Source organism: Streptococcus sanguinis, from assembly GCF_050225395.1.
Taxonomy (GTDB): Bacteria; Bacillota; Bacilli; order Lactobacillales; family Streptococcaceae; genus Streptococcus.
This window is the reverse complement of record NZ_CP071431.1, coordinates 1,741,621-1,760,884: the sequence shown is the minus strand read 5'-3', so window position 1 is coordinate 1,760,884 and position 19,264 is coordinate 1,741,621. Positions and strand designations below refer to the sequence as shown.

The 19,264-nt window shown below is 44.1% G+C and carries 23 protein-coding genes; 19 read left to right on the top strand and 4 right to left on the bottom strand.

Translation table 11 applies throughout. The annotated features are described in order from the left end of the window. The first annotated feature begins 6 nt into the window (after positions 1 to 6). The 6 genes from J1C81_RS08535 to ileS all read left to right on the top strand — a co-directional run bounded on the left by J1C81_RS08535 (position 7) and on the right by ileS (position 6,218). Positions 7 to 678 carry a YggS family pyridoxal phosphate-dependent enzyme gene (locus tag J1C81_RS08535; RefSeq protein WP_002915703.1) on the top strand — a complete coding sequence of 224 codons (672 nt, stop codon included), beginning with the start codon at positions 7 to 9 and terminating at the stop codon, positions 676 to 678. Between the two features lie 9 nt (positions 679 to 687). Continuing rightward, positions 688 to 1,275: a cell division protein SepF gene (locus tag J1C81_RS08530; RefSeq protein WP_002896164.1), complete on the top strand. Its 588-nt coding sequence runs from the start codon at positions 688 to 690 to the stop codon at positions 1,273 to 1,275. A gap of 5 nt (positions 1,276 to 1,280) precedes the next feature. Then, positions 1,281 to 1,556 (top strand): YggT family protein, encoded by a 276-nt coding sequence (locus tag J1C81_RS08525; protein ID WP_002915702.1) that lies wholly within the window; start codon positions 1,281 to 1,283, stop codon positions 1,554 to 1,556. Then, entirely contained in the window at positions 1,553 to 2,338 is a 786-nt protein-coding gene (locus J1C81_RS08520; RefSeq protein ID WP_002915700.1) for an RNA-binding protein, read from the top strand. Before J1C81_RS08525 ends, J1C81_RS08520 begins: the two co-directional genes overlap by 4 nt. 9 nt (positions 2,339 to 2,347) lie before the next feature. Then, on the top strand, positions 2,348 to 3,142 hold the full coding sequence (locus J1C81_RS08515; protein WP_002907042.1) for a DivIVA domain-containing protein: 795 nt from the start codon (positions 2,348 to 2,350) through the stop codon (positions 3,140 to 3,142). A 283-nt stretch (positions 3,143 to 3,425) separates the two neighbouring features. Beyond that, positions 3,426 to 6,218, top strand: a complete 2,793-nt coding sequence (ileS, locus tag J1C81_RS08510; protein ID WP_002915698.1) for an isoleucine--tRNA ligase — start codon at positions 3,426 to 3,428, stop codon at positions 6,216 to 6,218. A gap of 132 nt (positions 6,219 to 6,350) precedes the next feature. On the opposite strand, the gene J1C81_RS08505 is transcribed toward ileS, so the two are convergent. Beyond that, positions 6,351 to 6,806: a MarR family winged helix-turn-helix transcriptional regulator gene (locus tag J1C81_RS08505; RefSeq protein WP_002915697.1), complete on the bottom strand. Its 456-nt coding sequence runs from the start codon at positions 6,804 to 6,806 to the stop codon at positions 6,351 to 6,353. Positions 6,807 to 6,828: 22 nt separating this feature from the next. Here J1C81_RS08505 and J1C81_RS08500 point away from each other — a divergent pair, with 22 nt between their 5' ends. Next, entirely contained in the window at positions 6,829 to 7,263 is a 435-nt protein-coding gene (locus J1C81_RS08500) for a GNAT family N-acetyltransferase (protein WP_002915696.1), read from the top strand. Between the two features lie 25 nt (positions 7,264 to 7,288). Here the strand turns inward: J1C81_RS08500 and J1C81_RS08495 are convergent, their stop codons facing one another. Further along, positions 7,289 to 7,591, bottom strand: a complete 303-nt coding sequence (locus J1C81_RS08495) for a DUF1827 family protein (RefSeq protein ID WP_002915695.1) — start codon at positions 7,589 to 7,591, stop codon at positions 7,289 to 7,291. Between the two features lie 67 nt (positions 7,592 to 7,658). After that, positions 7,659 to 8,108 carry an NUDIX hydrolase gene (locus J1C81_RS08490; protein ID WP_002896150.1) on the bottom strand — a complete coding sequence of 150 codons (450 nt, stop codon included), beginning with the start codon at positions 8,106 to 8,108 and terminating at the stop codon, positions 7,659 to 7,661. A gap of 224 nt (positions 8,109 to 8,332) precedes the next feature. On the opposite strand from J1C81_RS08490, the gene J1C81_RS08485 reads away from it, so the two are divergent. Further along, positions 8,333 to 9,232, top strand: coding sequence for a helix-turn-helix transcriptional regulator (locus J1C81_RS08485; RefSeq protein ID WP_002915694.1), 900 nt, complete (start codon positions 8,333 to 8,335; stop codon positions 9,230 to 9,232). A 59-nt stretch (positions 9,233 to 9,291) separates the two neighbouring features. Further along, complete coding sequence (locus J1C81_RS08480; RefSeq protein WP_002915693.1) at positions 9,292 to 9,906, top strand: GyrI-like domain-containing protein; 615 nt, start codon at positions 9,292 to 9,294, stop codon at positions 9,904 to 9,906. Positions 9,907 to 9,954: 48 nt separating this feature from the next. On the opposite strand, the gene J1C81_RS08475 is transcribed toward J1C81_RS08480, so the two are convergent. After that, entirely contained in the window at positions 9,955 to 12,225 is a 2,271-nt protein-coding gene (locus J1C81_RS08475) for an ATP-dependent Clp protease ATP-binding subunit (RefSeq protein WP_002915692.1), read from the bottom strand. Between the two features lie 249 nt (positions 12,226 to 12,474). Between J1C81_RS08475 and J1C81_RS08470 the strand changes: the two genes are divergently transcribed. The 10 genes from J1C81_RS08470 to J1C81_RS08425 all read left to right on the top strand — a co-directional run bounded on the left by J1C81_RS08470 (position 12,475) and on the right by J1C81_RS08425 (position 19,260). Continuing rightward, positions 12,475 to 12,705, top strand: coding sequence for a DUF1797 family protein (locus J1C81_RS08470; RefSeq protein WP_002896146.1), 231 nt, complete (start codon positions 12,475 to 12,477; stop codon positions 12,703 to 12,705). Positions 12,706 to 12,894: 189 nt separating this feature from the next. Next, positions 12,895 to 13,749, top strand: a complete 855-nt coding sequence (locus tag J1C81_RS08465; protein ID WP_002915689.1) for a bifunctional methylenetetrahydrofolate dehydrogenase/methenyltetrahydrofolate cyclohydrolase — start codon at positions 12,895 to 12,897, stop codon at positions 13,747 to 13,749. Next, positions 13,746 to 14,519 (top strand): HAD hydrolase family protein, encoded by a 774-nt coding sequence (locus J1C81_RS08460; protein WP_002915688.1) that lies wholly within the window; start codon positions 13,746 to 13,748, stop codon positions 14,517 to 14,519. The genes J1C81_RS08465 and J1C81_RS08460 overlap by 4 nt, the downstream gene beginning before the upstream one ends. Before the next feature lie 107 nt (positions 14,520 to 14,626). Continuing rightward, complete coding sequence (locus J1C81_RS08455) at positions 14,627 to 15,469, top strand: NAD(P)H-hydrate dehydratase (RefSeq protein ID WP_002915687.1); 843 nt, start codon at positions 14,627 to 14,629, stop codon at positions 15,467 to 15,469. Continuing rightward, positions 15,445 to 15,681 carry a hypothetical protein gene (locus J1C81_RS08450; RefSeq protein WP_002915685.1) on the top strand — a complete coding sequence of 79 codons (237 nt, stop codon included), beginning with the start codon at positions 15,445 to 15,447 and terminating at the stop codon, positions 15,679 to 15,681. Before J1C81_RS08455 ends, J1C81_RS08450 begins: the two co-directional genes overlap by 25 nt. Continuing rightward, a complete protein-coding gene (gene xseA / locus J1C81_RS08445; protein ID WP_002915683.1) occupies positions 15,626 to 16,966 on the top strand; it encodes an exodeoxyribonuclease VII large subunit in 1,341 nt (446 codons plus the stop codon). The genes J1C81_RS08450 and xseA overlap by 56 nt, the downstream gene beginning before the upstream one ends. Further along, a complete protein-coding gene (locus tag J1C81_RS08440; RefSeq protein WP_002896137.1) occupies positions 16,944 to 17,156 on the top strand; it encodes an exodeoxyribonuclease VII small subunit in 213 nt (70 codons plus the stop codon). Before xseA ends, J1C81_RS08440 begins: the two co-directional genes overlap by 23 nt. Continuing rightward, positions 17,153 to 18,028 carry a polyprenyl synthetase family protein gene (locus J1C81_RS08435; RefSeq protein WP_002915682.1) on the top strand — a complete coding sequence of 292 codons (876 nt, stop codon included), beginning with the start codon at positions 17,153 to 17,155 and terminating at the stop codon, positions 18,026 to 18,028. Before J1C81_RS08440 ends, J1C81_RS08435 begins: the two co-directional genes overlap by 4 nt. Continuing rightward, positions 18,021 to 18,836 carry a TlyA family RNA methyltransferase gene (locus J1C81_RS08430; RefSeq protein ID WP_002915681.1) on the top strand — a complete coding sequence of 272 codons (816 nt, stop codon included), beginning with the start codon at positions 18,021 to 18,023 and terminating at the stop codon, positions 18,834 to 18,836. Before J1C81_RS08435 ends, J1C81_RS08430 begins: the two co-directional genes overlap by 8 nt. Next, positions 18,829 to 19,260 carry an arginine repressor gene (locus J1C81_RS08425; RefSeq protein ID WP_002915680.1) on the top strand — a complete coding sequence of 144 codons (432 nt, stop codon included), beginning with the start codon at positions 18,829 to 18,831 and terminating at the stop codon, positions 19,258 to 19,260. The genes J1C81_RS08430 and J1C81_RS08425 overlap by 8 nt, the downstream gene beginning before the upstream one ends. Positions 19,261 to 19,264: the final 4 nt, after the last annotated feature.

Here is a 19,264-nt window from a genome sequence, read left to right as displayed (position 1 = left end):
TAAATCATGAATTTGCAGAATAATAAAGAGTTGGTCTTTCAATCCGTCGCTCAAGCGGCGGAGCAAGCCCAGCGTTTGAAAGATTCAGTAAATATCATTGCAGTTACCAAATATGTTGACTGCGAAACAACTCAGGAGCTTGTTCGTACAGGTATTCAGCATATCGGAGAAAATCGGGTAGATAAATTTCTAGATAAATACCATGCTCTGAAAGATGAGAATCTGACATGGCACCTGATCGGCAGTTTGCAGAGGAGAAAAGTCAAGGATGTGATTAACTATGTTGATTACTTTCACGCTTTAGATTCTGTAAAATTGGCCAAGGAGATTGACAAACGGGCCCAACATGTGATTAAATGTTTCCTGCAGGTGAATATTTCTAAAGAAGAGAGCAAGCATGGCTTTTTGATTGAAGAACTTGAAGTTGTCCTGCCTGAACTTGAAAAATTAGAAAATGTTCAAATTGTGGGATTGATGACTATGGCTCCGTTTGAAGCTAGTCATGAGGAGCTGAACCAAATTTTTGAAAAGGCTCATCAACTACAAAAAGAATTAAAAAAGAAACAGTTAAATAATATGCCCTTTTCTGAATTAAGCATGGGAATGAGCCGTGATTATCCAGAAGCAATTGCCCATGGCTCGACCTATGTCAGAATCGGTACAGCATTTTTTAAATAGGAAAGAAATATGTCATTAAAAGATAGATTTGATAAATTTATAGATTATTTTACAGAAGATGGAGATGAGACTGAGGTTCAGGAGCAGACTGTCAGCAGACCTGCAGCGCCTGTTAAGCAGAAGCCTGAATTGGTTCAGCCTAAACCAGTCAGAGAGAGCAAGCCAGCTCCTCGTCCGGTTGCTGCGGCTAAGCCACAGCCTAAACCACAGCCACAACAGAAATCTTCGACAGAGAATATTACCAGACTGCATGCACGTCAGCAGGAATTGGCTCAGCACCGGGCAAATGCGGATGAGAAGATTACGATTGATGTCCGTTATCCGAGGAGATATGAGGAAGCGACTGAAATTGTTGACTTGCTTTTGGCCAATGAAAGCATCCTGATTGACTTCCAGTATATGACTGAGGTACAGGCTCGTCGCTGTTTAGACTACCTAGACGGTGCGCGTTATGTCTTGGCTGGAAATTTGAAAAAAGTTGCAAGCACTATGTATTTGCTGACTCCGATTAATGTAGTGGTAAATGTGGAAGATATCCGCCTGCCTAACGATGTTGAAATCAGTGAATTCGACTTTGATATGAAGCGCAGTAGATAAGAGATATGTTATATTTTGTAATTCGTGCCATCTCTAATCTTTTCGATCTTTATAGCATTGCCTTGATTGTCTATGCACTTCTGTCTTGGTTTCCAGGAGCCTATCAAACCAAATTCGGAGAGTTTCTAACACAAATTGTAGAACCGTATTTAAAACTTTTCCGCCGTCTTCCCTTGCAGTTTGCAGGGCTGGACTTTACCGTTTGGGTTGCAATTCTGGCTTTAAACCTTTTAAATCGTGTGGTCTTTTATTTAATAAGCGTCTTACTAATGTTATTATGATGAAAGATTTATATCAACACTTTTCGCATGAGGATCGAGAGTTTATTGATAGGAGTCTGGAGTTGCTTCAGCGGGTTCAAGATACCTATGCCTTTGAAACAACGTCTTTTCTGAATCCCCATCAGGTCTCAATCCTGAAGAATATTGGCAAGCAATATGATGTGCAAGTCTTTGCTAGTTCAGATTATTTTCCAAGTGAACTGGCAAGAGTTCTTGTGGCGCCTTCTTATTACCAACTAAATATGGATGATTTTGAATTGAGCTTGCTGGAAATTTCCTATGCAAGCAAATTTTATAAAATCAGTCATTCGCAGATTATGGGAACTCTTCTCAATCAATTAGGGATTGAAAGACGGACCTTTGGTGATATTCTTGTGGTTGGAGACCGCGCTCAGCTCTTTGTAGATAAGAGACTGGCTCAGTATTTTATAGATCATGTCACTAAAGTAGCAAAGATGCCTGTCAAATTAAAGGAAGTTTCCTTTGAGGAGCAGCTGAAAGAGCAGAAGCAGGCTGTTACCAGAGAAATTTTAGCATCTAGTCTTCGCTTGGATAAATTGGTAGCCAGCACCTTTAAGTTGTCAAGGAGCCAGGCTGCTCAGCTGATTTCTGGCAAGCATGTGAAAATGAACTATGCTGTTAATGACAATCCCAGCCAGCAGGTCGGGCTTGAAGACTTGATAAGCGTTAGACGATTTGGAAGATTTAAGGTTTTAAGAGAAAATGGCCTTTCCAAGAATGGAAAACATAAGTTAACCGTTGAATTATTAGCTAGTAAATGAGGAGGAACTATGACACTTACAGCATTAGAAATTAAAGATAAATCCTTTGGAACCAAGTTTAGAGGCTATGATGTTGAAGAGGTAGATGAATTCCTTGACATCGTTGTCCGCGATTATGAGGACTTGGTTCGCGAAAACCACGAAAAAGAAGCAAAAATTCGCAATCTGGAAGAACGTCTGACATATTTTGATGAGATGAAAGACTCTCTCAGCCAGTCTGTTTTGATTGCTCAAGATACGGCTGAGCGTGTTAAAGTTGCTGCCAACGAGCGGTCTACGAATATTGTCCGTCAGGCAGAGCAGGATGCGCAGCATTTGTTGGATGGAGCTAAGTACAAGGCTGATGAAATTTTGCGTCAGGCAGCTGACAATGCTAAGAAAGTAGCCATTGAAACAGAAGAACTGAAAAACAAAACACGTGTCTTCCATCAACGTTTGAAATCAACCATTGAGAGCCAACTCAGCATTGTGGATTCTTCTGAGTGGGAAGAAATCCTGCGTCCGACAGCTACTTATCTGCAGACCAGCGATGAGGCCTTCAAGGAAGTTGTATCTGAGGTTCTGGGAGAAGAAGCAGTTGTTCGTGAGGAAGAAGTGGATGTGACTCGTCAATTTTCTCCAGAAGAAATGGCTGAGCTGCAAGAGCGCATTGAAGCTGCTAACCGTGAATTAGCTGCGACCCAAGCTTTTTCTCCGCTCAGTGATGAAGATATAGAAGCTCATGCAGCTGAGGAAAACTCAGAAGCTGACCATCACGATGATGATACAAATGGGGAACAAAAAGTTCCAGTAAATATTTTATAATTTTTAAAGAAGATAAGATTGTAAAAACACAGACCAAGCAAAATACTTTCAGCGAGCAGATGATGGTGAGAGATCTGCAGTCCATCTTGCTTGGGCTATCATTTTACAGAACTTTCGTCTGAAATCAGTAGGATGAGACGGCAGTCCACGTTACGGACAAAGAGGGGCAAGAGGAGCATTATGCTATTGTCTTGCCTAAACAAAGGTGGTACCGCGAATTTTCGTCCTTTTTGGAGAAGTTTGCGGTTTTTAATTTGTAATTTTAAAAATAAAGAGGAATAGAATGAAACTGAAAGAAACACTTAACCTTGGAAAAACTGCTTTTCCTATGCGGGCCGGTCTTCCAAATAAGGAGCCAATCTGGCAGAAGGAATGGGATGAAGCTAAGCTTTATCAACGCCGTCAGGAACTGAATGAAGGTAAGCCGCACTTTATCCTACATGATGGCCCTCCTTATGCTAACGGGAATATTCACGTTGGCCACGCCATGAACCATATTTCTAAAGATATTATCATTCGTTCAAAATCCATGACTGGTTTTTATGCACCGTATATTCCAGGTTGGGATACACATGGTTTGCCAATCGAGCAAGTCTTGGCAAAACAAGGTGTCAAACGTAAAGAAATGGACTTGGTTGAGTACTTGAAACTTTGCCATGAATACGCTCTTTCTCAAGTGTACAAACAACGTGATGATTTCAAGCGCTTAGGTATGTCAGGTGATTGGGAAAATCTATATGTGACCTTAACTCCCGATTATGAAGCCGCTCAGATCCGCGTCTTTGGCGAAATGGCTAAAAAAGGTTATATCTATCGTGGCGCTAAGCCCGTTTACTGGTCTTGGTCTTCTGAGTCAGCTTTGGCTGAAGCGGAAATTGAATACCATGATTTGGTTTCCACATCTCTTTACTATGCCAACCGAGTTAAAGACGGAAAAGGGGTACTGGACACAGATACTTACATCGTCGTATGGACAACAACTCCATTTACCATTACGGCTTCCCGTGGTTTGACAGTTGGAGCAGATATTGATTACGTAGTCGTTCAACCAGCTGGTGAATCTCGTAAGTTTGTGGTTGCTTCAGAATTGTTGAATAGTCTGTCAGAGAAATTTGGCTGGACTGATGTTCAAGTTTTAGCTACCTACCGTGGTCAAGAATTAAACCACATCGTGACAGTTCACCCATGGGATACTGCTGTAGATGAACTTGTTATCCTGGGTGACCACGTTACGACTGACTCTGGTACCGGTATCGTTCATACAGCGCCTGGTTTTGGTGAGGACGACTACCATGTCGGTGTAGCCAATGGACTGGAAGTTGCTGTGACAGTCAATGAGCGCGGTATCATGATGGAAAATGCTGGTCCTGACTTTGAAGGCCAGTTCTATGATAAGGTTGTGCCGACGGTTATTGAAAAGCTTGGTGATTTGCTCCTTGCTCAGGAAGAAATTTCTCACTCTTATCCATTTGACTGGCGTACTAAGAAGCCAATCATCTGGCGGGCAGTACCACAGTGGTTTGCATCTGTTTCTAAATTCCGTCAAGAAATTTTAGATGAAATTGACAAGGTTAAATTCCATTCTGAATGGGGGAAGGTACGTCTCTACAATATGATTCGTGACCGTGGTGACTGGGTTATCTCTCGTCAGCGAGCTTGGGGAGTTCCACTTCCAATCTTCTATGCCGAAGACGGAACACCAATCATGACGTCTGAAACTATCGAACACGTAGCTCAGCTCTTTGAAGAGCATGGCTCTATCGTCTGGTGGGAACGCGAAGCTAAGGATTTGCTTCCTACAGGCTTTACTCATCCGGCTTCTCCAAACGGCGAGTTTACTAAGGAAACGGATATCATGGACGTTTGGTTTGACTCAGGTTCATCATGGAATGGGGTTTTGGTTAACCGTCCAGAATTGACTTATCCGGCTGATCTTTACCTAGAAGGCTCTGACCAATACCGTGGTTGGTTTAACTCATCTCTTATCACATCAGTTGCTAACCATGGCGTGGCTCCTTACAAACAAATCTTGTCACAAGGATTTGCCTTAGATGGCAAGGGTGAAAAGATGTCTAAATCCCTTGGAAATACCATTGCTCCAAGTGATGTGGAAAAACAATTTGGTGCGGAAATCTTGCGTCTTTGGGTAACCAGTGTCGACTCCAGCAATGACGTTCGTATCTCCATGGATATATTGAGCCAAGTTTCTGAAACCTACCGTAAGATTCGGAATACCTTGCGTTTCTTGATTGCCAATACCTCTGACTTTAATCCAGCTGAGGATGCCGTAGCTTACGAAGAACTTCGCTCTGTTGATAAATACATGACTATCCGCTTCAATCAATTAGTAGACACTATTCGCAAGGCTTACGCAGACTTTGAGTTTCTGACAATTTATAAAGCGATTGTCAACTTTGTGACCGTTGACTTGTCCGCTTTCTATCTGGACTTTGCCAAAGATGTCGTCTATATCGAAGCAGCTAAATCATTAGAACGTCGTCAGATGCAGACTGTCTTCTATGATATTTTGGTCAAGATTACTAAGCTGTTGACGCCAATTCTGCCACACACAGCAGAAGAGATTTGGTCTTATCTGGAGCATGAAGAGGAAGAATTTGTTCAGTTATCCGAATTGCCAGAAGCTCTGACTTTCCCAAATCAAGAAGAAATCTTGGACACTTGGTCTGCCTTTATGGACTTCCGCAGTCAAGCTCAGAAAGCCTTGGAAGAAGCCCGCAATGAGAAGGTTATTGGGAAATCGTTGGAAGCACATCTGACTGTCTATCCGAATGAAGTCATCAAGACCTTGCTGGAAGCAGTTAACAGCGATGTGGCCCAGCTCTTCATCGTTTCTCAATTAACGATTGCTGAAGGACCTGCTCCAGAAGGCGCTCTAGTCTTTGAAGATGTAGCTTTTGTCGTAGAGCATGCGCAGGGACAAGTCTGTGATCGCTGCCGTCGCATTGACACAACAGTTAAAGAGCGCAGTTATCAAGCTCTTGTCTGTGACCACTGTGCAGAAATTTTAGAAGAAAATTTCGCTCAAGCTGTCTCAGAAGGCTTTGAGAGCAAGTAAGTTTCCAAAATAAAAAATGGCTTTGCCCTTTAGTGGCAAGCCATTTTTTAGATAGATTTGAGGATTTTTTGATTTGTAGGCGGATTAGAAGAAACAAACAGTTGCAAACGCAACTGTTTTCTGTTATACTACTTATAACTTAGGTGTGTCTATTTTAGCCAAAATATTTTGGAGCTGAAAGAGCTCAGAGGAAGTTAGTTGCTGCAGAGCCTGACTGGCGTAGGTATTTTCAAAGCCAATCAGCTGGTCATAGAGTTTGAGAGCCTGACTGCTAGGATAGAGCTCTTTGAACTTCTTATTTTGAGCTTTGGTCTTTTTGATAATCAAGCCTCTATCTTCCAGCTTTCCTAGAGATCGGCTGAGCGTAGTCTTGTCAATCTGCACTAGCTCTGCCAGTTGTGATTGGCTGAGACCTTCATTTTCGACGATGCGAATGAGAAGTAGAAACAAATTATTGTCTAGGCCGTAGTTACTAGCTTTCTGATTCATTTTCATCATGGCTTGTCTAGAAATCAAGCCCATTTGCCGGAAAAGTTGACGGTAATCCATAGGAACTCCTTGATAGTTGCATTTGCACTTATTATACATTAAAAAGTTAGAGGAAACAAGTATGTGGTCTAGGAAAAAATTAACAGAGCTGAACCCGATAGAATTTTATCAAATCTTAAAACTTCGCATTGACACCTTTGTGGTGGAGCAGGAGCGCATCTATCATGAACTGGATGAGAAAGACCTAGAAGCAGTGCATGTTTACCATGCTAATAAACAAGGGGAAATTGATGCTTATGCCGGTGTCTTTGAAGAGGGAGAGCATTTAGTCTTTGGTCGAGTAGTCACAGCTCAGTCTGCACGAGGACAGGGCTTAGGAGGACAGCTTATCAGAGAAATCTTGCAATTATGTGCTGAGAAATGGCCAGGAAAGGAAATTGAAATAGAGGCTCAGGTTCAGGTGGCTGCTCTCTATGAAAAGTATGGCTTCAAATCAGTTGGCCAACCCTTTATTTTTGAATCGACACCTCACATTACCATGATCTATAAACAATAAAAAAACTAAGGACAGGCCTTAGTTTTTACTGTTTCACAGGAATGGAAATTTCGATTAGATTATTAGCGTAAATCGTGCGGATAGCAGCTCTATCAATAGTATTTGCATCAATTTTTCTCTTCAAGAAAAACTCTCTAATTTTTTCGATTTCCTGTTCGCGTACAGCACGGTGCATGTTTGAAATCAAAATTTCATAGTGAAGAGGAGCTTGTGTAAAAACAATATCGCTGTTTCCAGCAGAATAAACTTCGACTAATATCGCATCGGTGCTTTCCAATTGGCTTTTGACAAGGTCAGCATGACTGTTTGTTGTATTAATAAGCTTCATACGATTTCCTCCTGCTTTATACCTGCTATTATTATAACATGTTTGCTATGAATTGTGAATGATTTCTTTAAGCTTTAAGTGTATTTTTCCAGGCTTGGATACCCCATTTATGGCTGCCGCGTTTTAGTGTTTCAATAGCTTCTTCGACTGGGAACCAGGCAAGCTGGTTGAAATCTTCCAGCGGTTTTTGGACTTCTTGGAAAGAGGTGACCTCATACAGGTAGGCCGGGTTGTAGAAATGGGTGTCGCGATGGCGGGAGTAAAAATATTCATCAGCTTGTCCAAGATAGCGTCCAAGCTGGGCTGTGAATCCAAGTTCTTCCATCAGCTCGCGTTCAAGGGCAGTCTGATGGTTCTCCCCCTCTTCAATCTCTCCACCGGGCAGGAACCAAGCCCCGTTAGGCGCCTGAACCAAAATAATCTTTTCTTTCTTCTCATCTGGGATAACGGCATAGACTCCGTAGCGGGTCACATATTCTACATTTGCTTCCTTTTCACCAAAGGTTGGATTTGTCATTCTAATATCCTCAATCTCTAGTCAGTTTACTATCTATCATAATGGACTAAGGCCCAGCTGTCAAGAATTTACTCGGTTTATTGGACAGAAAAAGAATGATAGTCTTTGAAAGAAATTCCTTTCAAATTATAAATTCCTTCTTTGGACTGTTTAAAAATCTCTTCTTTATGGGAATAGTAAAACATTTATAGGAGAAATTGTTATAATAGTAGCGAGGTGGTTTTATGACAGAAAGCAGACTTTTTAAAATCCTATATCTTCTTTTAGAGCAGGGTCGCACAACAGCTCCCGAATTGGCCTCACTATTTGAAGTATCCATTCGGACCATCTATCGAGATGTGGACAAGCTGAGTTTGGCAGGAATCCCTATCTATTGCAGCCCAGGCAAGGGCGGGGGTATTTTTCTGATGAAGGATTTTGTCTTAGACAAGGCCTTATTTTCAGAGTATGAGAGGGATGAGCTATTAGCTGCTCTTCAAGGCTTGCAGATTTTAACAGATGGCGAGCAAGTAGAGACCCTGTCTAAGTTGCAGTCATTGTTTCAAGTTCAGGCAACTTCCTGGCTGGAGGTGGATTTCACTGATTGGCGCAAGAAAGCAGATCAGAAAGAACTGTTTGATACCATTAAGCAAGCAATATTGCAAAGAAGAGTCTTATCTTTTTCTTACTTGAATGGGCGTGGAGAAAGAGAGCAGCGCAAGATAGAGGCGCTGAAGTTAGTATTTAAAAGCCAAAACTGGTATGTTGCTGGCTTTTGTCGTTTAAGACAAGCTCCGCGCTTTTTTAAACTCAGCAGAATGAGAGACTGTCAGATGTTAGAGGAAAGATTTAAGCAGAGAGTCTTGGATGAGAAATTGAGTCCTGAGGAGCGGCTAGGAGGCACTGTAAAAGTCCTCTTGAAATTTGATCGGAAGCATGCCTTTCGAGTGTACGAGGAGTTTTCGGAAGCAGAGATAGAGGAGACTGATGGGAGCCTTTATGTCGAAACCCTTTTGCCGAGTCACGATAGTCTTTATACCTACTTGCTATCCTTTTTGGATGGAGTTGAAATCATGGAGCCGCCTCGGTTACGGGAAGAATTCAAAGAAAAGTTAAAAGCTATTGCCGATATTTATAAAAGCTGACAGAGGTTGTCAGCTTTTCTTTGCTATACTGTTTGTAGTAAAGAAAGGAGGGCTCTCTCATGAAATATGAATGGAGAAAAGCCAATCGTGAAATCTATCAAATCAAGTCTGCACCCTGTCTTATAGATGTTCCTGCCCAATCTTTTATCATGATTGACGGCAAGGGCAATCCTAATGCTGCCGACTTTTCTGAACGAGTCGGTGCTCTGTACAGTTTAGCCTATGCTATCAAGATGAACTACAAAAAGACAGCGGCCGAGCAAGAATTTACTGATTTTACAGTTTATCCCTTGGAAGGACTTTGGCAGCAAGAGCAAGCAGGAGAACTCATTAAAGAAGAATTGATTTATACTATTATGATTGGCCAGCCGGACTTTATCACTGGAGAGATGGTGAAAAAGGCTCTGGAACAAGTCCGTGTCAAAAAGCCTAATCCTCTCTATGATGAGATTCGCTTTGAAGAAATGACGGAAGGAGTGTGTGTCGCCATGCTGCACCTAGGACCTTTTGACGAAGAACCTCAATCTTTCGCTAAAATGGATGCCTTTTGCCAGAGTCACCAGCTGACACGGATTTCAAATACTCATAGGGAAATCTATCTCAATAATCTGAATCGGACAGAACCTAGCAAGCTGAAAACAATTCTGCGCTACAAGGTTCAGAAGGATAAATAAAGAAATAGAGCAGAAAACTAACTGTTTTCTGCTCTATTTTGTCGAAATTTATTTTTCTTCTTGAGATGAATGAACGGACTCTGTGCTTTCAGTTTTCTTTGCTGACTTGATGAGAATCTTGCCATTGCTGGTCATGATAGCTTTGAGCTCTTTTTCGCTTGGATTTTCCAGATAGAAGTCAGTAATAGCATCTTCGATATGGTCCTGAATGGTACGGCGCAGTGGGCGAGCCCCCATTTTCGGATCGTAGCCCAGGTCAACCAATTTTTCCTTGACCTTCTCCGTAACATCCAGATGAATGTCGTTGGTTGCCAAGCGTTGATTGACATCGTCTAGCATAAGGTTGACGATTTGCAGCAGATTGTCCTTGCTGAGCGCCTGGAATTCGATAATGCCGTCAAAGCGGTTCATAAACTCAGGACTGAAGAAGTTGCCCAATTCACCCAAAACGGAGTTAGTGCGGCCTTCACGCGCTGCTCCAAAGCCAACGCTGGCTTCAGCTTTGCCAGTTCCGGCATTGGATGTCATGATGATAATGGTGTCCTTGAAGCTGACAGTCCGGCCTTGGCCATCAGTCAGGCGGCCATCATCTAGAACCTGCAGGAACATGTGCATAACATCGGGATGGGCCTTTTCCACCTCATCCAGCAGAATAAGTGAGTAAGGATTGCGGCGGACGCGCTCAGTCAATTGACCAGCTTCATCATAGCCGACATAGCCCGGAGGAGCACCGACTAGCTTGGCCACGCTGTGTTTTTCCATATATTCACTCATATCAAAGCGAATCATGCTGTCAGCCGAGCCAAAGAGCTCAATGGCTAGTTGCTTAGACAGCTCAGTCTTACCGACACCAGTAGGTCCGACAAAGAGGAAGCTGCCGATTGGGCGATTAGGACTTCCTAGTCCGACCCGGTTGCGGCGGATGGCCTTGGCAATCTTATCTACGGCATCGTCTTGACCGATGACATGGGCCTTTAAGTCACTGGCAAGATTGACTAGTTGAGACTGTTCCTTTTCTTTGAGGTCGCCAACTGGGATATTGGTCTTTTGCTCTACGATGTGCTCAATCGTTTTCTCGCTGATAATCGGAGTGTCCTTGTCTAGCACACTTGTCTGCTGGAGTTCCTTGTACTTGGCAATCTGGTCGCGGAAGTAAGCCGCCTTCTCGAAATCTTCGTCACGCGTCGCTTGAGCCTTGAGGTTTTCAGCCTCAATCAGACGTTGGTCAATGACCTTGGGATCGACAAAGTTGAGGGTCAGATTCATCTTAGAACCAGCCTCATCCAAGAGGTCAATAGCCTTGTCTGGCAGGAAGCGGTCTTGGATGTAGCGGTTGGAGAGAAGCGCAGCAGCTTCAATAGCCGCATCCGTGTACTTGACGTGATGGTAGTCTTCGTATTTTTTCTGAATCCCTTTGAGGATGGTAATGGTTTCTTCAACAGTCGGCTCATCTACCTTAACTGGCTGCATGCGGCGCTCCAGTGCTGCATCCTTCTCAATGATACGGTATTCATTGAGGGTGGTTGCTCCGACCATCTGGAGCTCACCGCGAGCCAGAGCTGGTTTGAGGATGTTCCCAGCGTCCATATTGCCATCGCCAGCAGAGCCTGCTCCGACAATTTCATGGATTTCATCAATAAAGAGAATGACATCCTGACGAGAACGAATCTCATCTATAAGCTTCTGCATTCTCTCCTCAAATTGGCCACGGATACCAGTTCCCTGTACTAAACTGACAACGTCTAGGCGGATAACTTCCTTGCCTTGGAGTTTATGAGGCACATCACCATCGACAATTTTCTGGGCCAAGCCTTCAACCACGGCTGTTTTTCCGACTCCTGGCTCTCCTATGAGAACAGGATTGTTTTTGGTGCGGCGGTTGAGGATTTCAATGACACGGACGATTTCTTCATCACGGCCAATAACAGGATCAATCTCGCCTCGGCGAGCCAACTCAGTCACGTTAATACCAAACTCTTCCAGCAGGCCTTTTGGCTTTTGCGGACTTGGCTGAGGCTGACCACCCTTGCTAGGATTGGAACCGTAGCCGCCACCGCCTCCATAGGCTCCGCCAGATTGGGTAGGAGGAGTAGTTGGTTCCTGAGGCTGTTGAAAATTGCTGAGGCTGTTAAAGAAGTCATCAATAGGATCTGTTCCGTGATTGTTGGCATTAGCAATTCCGCCGAACAAGGAATGTTCGGGGTCTGTTTTCATGATTTGGTAGCAGTTTTGGCACAAATCCACCTGCTGTTTATGGCCATTTACATTGGTATAAAGGTGAATCGTAGATTCATTGATTTTACAATTTTGGCAAAGCATGCAGTTACCTCTTTTCTTTTAGTGTGCAAGCTATTTATAGAAATGATTAAAGGTCAAAAATAGTCAAAGTTTTATATTTTCATTATATCAGTATTCTCGAACTTTGCAAGAATTTACTACAAAATCCTCCCTTAGACCGAGCAGAATGAAAACAAATTCTTGAAAAATTGCAAAAAATTGGCTTTTAGTGGTATTTCAGTCGCTATTTATGGTAAAATAAGAGGGAACTAAGTAAATAGGAGAAACAAAATGGAATCACATTTAGTTAGAATTATCAACCGCTTAGAAGCTATGGCTAAGGATGGCGGAAATTTAAAACGTAATTTTGAGCGTGAAGGAGTGGTTGTGGCTGAAGTAGCTTACAGTTACGACGAAGAAAACGGCTCTGTCTTCACCTTGCGTGATGTTGCAGCGCGTGAGACCTATACTTTCGACAGCATCGATTTGATTGCAATGGAAATTTATGAATTACTCTACTAAAAAGCACTTAGCTGCTTTTTATTTTTACCCTTTTTATCTTATTTTGAAAAAGATTTAGTAGGTCTGAAAATTTTACCACTAGCTGCCAATGAATCCTCGCCTTATAACCTTGTATAAGAAAAAGTTATAGGTTGGGCACAGATTTTTTTGGTATAATGAAAAAGATAATGAAAAAGAAATGAGAATGACATGGCCCAGATTATTGATGGTAGAGGTTTGGCAGAGAAGCTTCAGAAAAAATTAGCTGAAAAAACGGCTCGCCTCAAAGAAAAGACAGGTCAGGTACCGGGCTTGGTAGTGATTGTGGTGGGAAATAATCCAGCCAGTCAAATCTACGTACGTAATAAAGAGCGCTCAGCCTTGGCTGCTGGCTTTCGGAGTAAGGTAGAACGTCTGCCAGAAGAGACCAGCCAGGAAGAGCTCTTGAGCTTGATTGAAACTTATAATCAAAATCCTGACTGGCATGGCATTTTGGTCCAGCTGCCCTTGCCTGACCATATCGATGATGAAGCTGTGTTGTTGGCCATTGATCCAGACAAGGATGTTGATGGCTTTCATCCGCTTAATATGGGTAAGCTATGGAGCGGCCATCCGGTTATGATTCCAGCTACTCCTGCAGGAATTATGGCAATGTTCCATGAATATGGCGTTGAACTGGAAGGCAAGCGAGCGGTCGTCATCGGGCGGAGTAATATTGTCGGTAAACCCATGGCTCAGCTGCTTTTGGCTAAGAATGCGACGGTTACTCTAACGCATTCGCGGACTCACAATCTAGCCAAGACTGCTAAGCGGGCAGATATTTTGGTGGTGGCTATCGGACGTGGACATTTTGTGACCAAGGACTTTGTCAAGGAGGGGGCCGTTGTCATTGATGTCGGTATGAACCGGGATGAAAATGGCAAGCTGATTGGCGATGTTCAATTTGATGAAGTGTCTGAAATTGCCAGTCTGATTACCCCAGTACCTGGAGGTGTTGGGCCTATGACCATTACCATGCTAATGGAGCAGACCTACCAAGCATTTAAACGGAGTCTTGAATCATGAAATTTGTTTTTGATTTGGATGGGACCTTGTCCTTTGATTATATGACGATTGATGAGGAGATTAAGCAGGTTCTGCTGACGGCTCCTCAGTTTGGGCATGAAGTTCTGTTTGCTTCGGCGCGCTCCTATCGGGATTGTCTGGGACTATTAGGTCCGGAATTGAGCCAGCAGATTGTGATTGGCCTGAACGGCGGAGTGGCTTATCAAGATGGACAGCTGATGTTTGAGCGTCAGCTGCATCAGTCAAGTTATCAAGCCATTCTAGATACTTGTTTGACCTATAATTTGCCTTTTTTCGTTGATAATACTTTTGACTACAGCGGCCAGATTTTAGAAAAAATTCCTTTTATTGCCAGTGTAGATCCTCTCAAGCGAGCAAGACATCTGAAACTGAGTGAACTCCAGCATCCCATTAAGGTTGTTATATACATGGGGAATCATGAGCAGCTCTTAGACGATTTACAGGCTCGTTTTGGAAATTTGCCCAATCTGAGTCTAGACTATCATGAACATGAGAAATGTTTTTATATCAATCCGGCTGAAACCAATAAAGCTTCAACTGTAAAGGAACTCTGCGGTTCGGATTATGTAGCTTTTGGTAATGATCAAAATGATATCCAGCTCTTTAAGAATTCTCTCTATGCTGTGCAGGTTGGTGATTTCCCAGGCTTGAGCGATTATGCGGATGAGCAGGTCGCCTTTCAGGAAAATTTACCCAAGGCAGTCGCAGCAAGAATCTTACAAAAATTTGCAGATTTCCGAGAAAAATAACTTTCTTGCGATACGAGGCACCTGTTTAGGTGCCTTTTGGTGTATAATGAAGATAGGTTTGGTCATCTTGAGACAAGTGCAGGATGAAGTTGATCTAGGAGAATATCATGTCAAAAAATGCTGAAAATATTTTAAAAAGAGTCATTAGGGAACGTCCCTTGGATAGTCACAAGGGCGACTACGGCCGTCTCTTACTGATTGGGGGGACCTATCCTTATGGGGGCGCCATTATCATGGCAGCTTTGGCAGCAGTCAATAGTGGGGCCGGTCTGGTGACTGTTGCTACAGACAGAGAAAATATCGCCCCTCTGCACAGTCATTTACCGGAGGCCATGGCCTTTGACCTAGAGGAGCAAGACCGATTGACAGAGCAACTAACCAAATCAGATCTAGTCTTGATTGGTCCTGGCTTGGCGGAGAATCAACTAGGTCTAGATATCCTACAAAAGGTAGTCCAGACTGTGGCAGAACAGCAGATACTCATCATGGATGGCGGAGCCATTTCACTCTTTAGCAAGGCAGCTTTGCCATTTCCAAAAGCCCAAACAGTTTTTACCCCTCACCAGAAGGAGTGGGAAAGCTTAGCGGGTTTGAGCTTGTCAGATCAGACAGCGGCAGCCAATCAGGTAGCAGTCAATCAGCTGCCTCTAGGTAGTATTGTTGTGCAGAAAAAGCATGGGACGACCATCTATCAAAGTGGGCAAGAACAAGTCTTTGAGCTGACAGTAGGCGGACCTTATCAGGCAACTGGCGGCATGGGGGATACGCTTGCTGGTATGATTGCCGCATTTGCAGGACAGTTCAAGTCCAGCAGCCTCTTTGAGCGAGTGGCGGCTGCAACACTTCTTCACTCCCTTATCGCAGATGATTTGAGTCAGGAAGCTTATGTCGTCCTGCCAACGGCAATCAGCAGGGTCATTCCAAAGTGGATGAAGGAGGTGAGTCAGTAGACTTTTTCTTGGGTTTTAAGTCAGCTGGGTTTCTTTTGTGGAAGCCCAGTTTTTTTCTTGCTTTTCAGGGAATTTTTAGACTTTGTAATCGGTTTTTTATGCAGTTTTTTGTTATAATAAAAGTTACTGAAAAACTAGAAAAGAAAGGAAAAGGGCATGCCAGAGTATTTGTCGGTTTCGACCTTGACCAAGTATCTGAAGATGAAGTTTGAGCGGGATCCTTATTTGGAGCGGGTCTATCTGACTGGCCAAGTGTCCAATTTCCGCCGGCGTCCCAATCACCAGCATTTTTCATTGAAGGATGAGAAGACCGTCATTCAGGTTACGATTTGGTCTGGTGTCTATCAGAAGTTGGGCTTTGAGCTGGAAGAAGGCATGAAAATCAATGTCATTGGCCGGGTGCAGCTCTATCAGCCGAACGGTTCCTATTCTATTATTATTGAAAAGGCAGAGCCAGATGGTATCGGGGCTTTGGCTATCCAGTTTGAACAGCTCAAGAAAAAACTGGGAGAAGAAGGGCTTTTTCAAGATAAATTCAAGCAAGCCTTGCCCCAATTTCCTAAGAAAATCGGTGTCGTAACCAGTCCCAGCGGAGCGGTCATCCGGGATATTATCACGACGGTCAGCCGTCGCTTTCCGGGAGTGGAGATTGTCCTTTATCCGACAAAAGTGCAGGGAGATGGTGCTGCAGCTCAGGTTGCTGACCACATCAGACTGGCCAATGAGCGGTCGGATTTGGATGTACTGATTATTGGTCGAGGTGGCGGTTCTATTGAAGATCTCTGGGCTTTCAATGAAGAGGAAACGGTTCGGGCTATTTTTGAGTCTCGGATTCCTGTTATCTCTAGTGTCGGCCATGAGACAGATACGACTTTGGCGGACTTTGTAGCAGATCGCAGGGCTGCGACTCCGACGGCTGCGGCTGAGCTAGCAACACCGGTCACCAAGCTAGACCTGCTGGGCCATTTGCAGCAGCAGGAAAACCGCATGTCTCGAGCGATTTCCAATCGCCTGAGCTATTATCGAGAGAGGTTAAATAAGCTGACCCAGTCGGTTATCTTCAGACAGCCAGAACGGCTTTACGATGGTCATCTGCAGAAGTTAGACCAGCTCAACCTGCGACTCAAGCAAAAAATTCGCGAATATTATAGTGAAGAGCAACAGCGGGTCAAAATCTTGCAGCATCGTTTGGAAGCATTGAATCCGCTCAGTCGCGTTCAGCGTCTTCAGGAGCAGACTGCCCAGTTGGAGCGCTTACTGCGCAGTAATATGGCAGTTATTTATGATAACAAGGTGGCTCAAGTCAGGAGATTGTCCGAGGCCTTGCTTATGCTGGATACCAGTCGAATCGTGGCGCGTGGCTATGCTATTGTCCAAAAGAATCAAAAGGTTGTCGAATCAAGTGCAGGCATTGAAGAAAAAGATGAGCTGACCCTGCTCATGCGGGATGGGCAGCTGGAAGTAGAGGTAAAACATGTCCAAAGAAAAGAAATTTGAAGAAAACTTAGCAGACTTGGAAGTCATTGTCCAAAAGCTGGAAAATGGTGATGTAGCGCTAGAAGAGGCGATTGCGGAATTCCAAAAGGGGATGAAGCTTTCAAAGGAACTCCAGGCTAGTCTGGACAAGGCAGAAAAGACCTTGGTTAAGGTCATGCAGGCAGACGGCACAGAAACGGAAATGGAATGACAAGAAACGAGCAATTGGAAAAAATCGGTCTGACGATTGAAGATTTTTATAGGTCTCAGCAAGTGTCGTCGGATTTATCAGAAGTTATTTTGTATTCGGTGCAGGCAGGCGGCAAGCGAATTCGTCCCCTATTGCTATTGGAGTTGATTCAAGCTTTTGGCCTAGAGCTGGCTGAGGCCCACTATCAGGTCGCGGCGGCTCTTGAGATGATTCACACTGGTAGCCTTATCCATGATGATTTGCCAGCTATGGATGATGACGACTATCGTCGCGGCCGCCTGACTAGCCATAAGAAGTTTGGAGAGGATATGGCTATTTTAGCGGGTGATTCTCTCTTTTTGGACCCCTATGGACTACTGGCAAGGGCTGAGCTGCCTAGTCAGGTCAAGGTGGACTTGATTTCTGAGTTGTCTCTGGCAGCAGGGAGCTTTGGTATGGTCGCAGGTCAAGTTCTGGACATGCAAGGCGAAGGTCAAGCAATTAGTCTGGAAGATTTAAAAAATATCCATGCCAATAAGACTGGAAAACTTCTGACGTATCCCTTTGTCGCAGCTGGTTTGATTGCTGAGGCCGAGCAGCCTGTTCAAGACAAGCTTCGTAGGATTGGAGAGCTCTTAGGGCTGGCCTTTCAAGTGCGGGACGATATTTTGGATGTGACAGCCAGCTTTGAAAAGCTGGGTAAAACCCCGCGGAAAGATTTAGCTGCGGCCAAGTCGACTTATCCAGCCTTTCTGGGACTGGATGGAGCTAAGAACTTTTTCAATCAGACCCTTGATGAAGCTGTGGTTATTCTGTCAGACTTGGAAGAGAAGACAGTGTTTTCAGGTGGAAAAATTCAAAAGATAATAGAAAGTTTGAGATTGAATGGCTAAGGAAAGAGTAGATGTGCTGGCCTACAGACAAGGGCTCTTTGAGACCAGAGAGCAGGCTAAGCGTGGTGTAATGGCTGGGTTGGTCATTGCTGTGGCCAATGGCCAGCGCTTTGACAAGCCGGGTGAAAAGATTGACACAGCCACAGAGCTGCGCTTAAAAGGTGAGAAACTCAGATATGTCAGCCGAGGCGGCCTCAAGCTAGAAAAGGCTTTGCAAGTGTTTGATATTTCGGTCACTGACCGAGTGACCTTGGATATCGGAGCTTCGACCGGCGGTTTTACAGATGTCATGCTGCAGCACGGAGCTAAGCTGGTCTATGCAGTAGATGTCGGTACTAATCAGCTGGCTTGGAAGCTCAGACAGGATGAGCGGGTTGTCAGCATGGAGCAGTTTAATTTTCGCTATGCCCAAAGGACTGACTTTGAGCAGGAGCCGAGCTTTGCCAGTATTGACGTCAGCTTTATATCGCTGAGTTTGATTTTGCCAGCTCTGCATGAGATTTTGGCTCGGGATGGCCAAGTGGTTGCATTGATCAAGCCCCAGTTCGAAGCGGGCCGCGAGCAGATTGGGAAAAAAGGGATTGTCAAGGATAAAAAGGTCCATCTGGCAGTTCTGGAAAAGGTCATAGCATTTATGATGGAGTCTGGATTTTCTGTTAGGGGACTGGATTTTTCGCCTATTCAGGGCGGTCAGGGCAATGTGGAATTTCTGGCCTATTTAGAAAAGAGCACAAAGCCGCAGCCTCTTGATTCAGCAATGATGACAGCTGTCGTAGAGGCAGCACACAAGGAATTTAAGGATGAATAAGAAAGATAGATTAGAAAAGATTAGACGCTTTGTCAGTGACTATGACATTGGCACACAGGAGGAAATTGTAGAACATCTCAGGGAGTCTGGGATTACAGCGACGCAGGCTACGGTCTCTAGGGATATCAAGGAGCTGGGCATTGTCAAGATACCGCTCAAGGATAACACCTATATCTACGAGCTGCCTAAGACCATGACTAGCAGTCTGGGCTTGGCTGAAAATAACATCCTGTCCTGTCAGGTTTTGGGAAATATGATCAATCTCAGTCTGGTTCCGGGGAGCACAGCACTGGTCAAGCGCCATCTTAGAAATGAATTTGCTGAGGATATTTTCAGTATCTTGGCAGACAACGACAGCATTTTGATGGTTATGATGACAGAGGAAGCAGCTGCAAGGATTGCAACCATCATTCACCATTGGTAGGAAA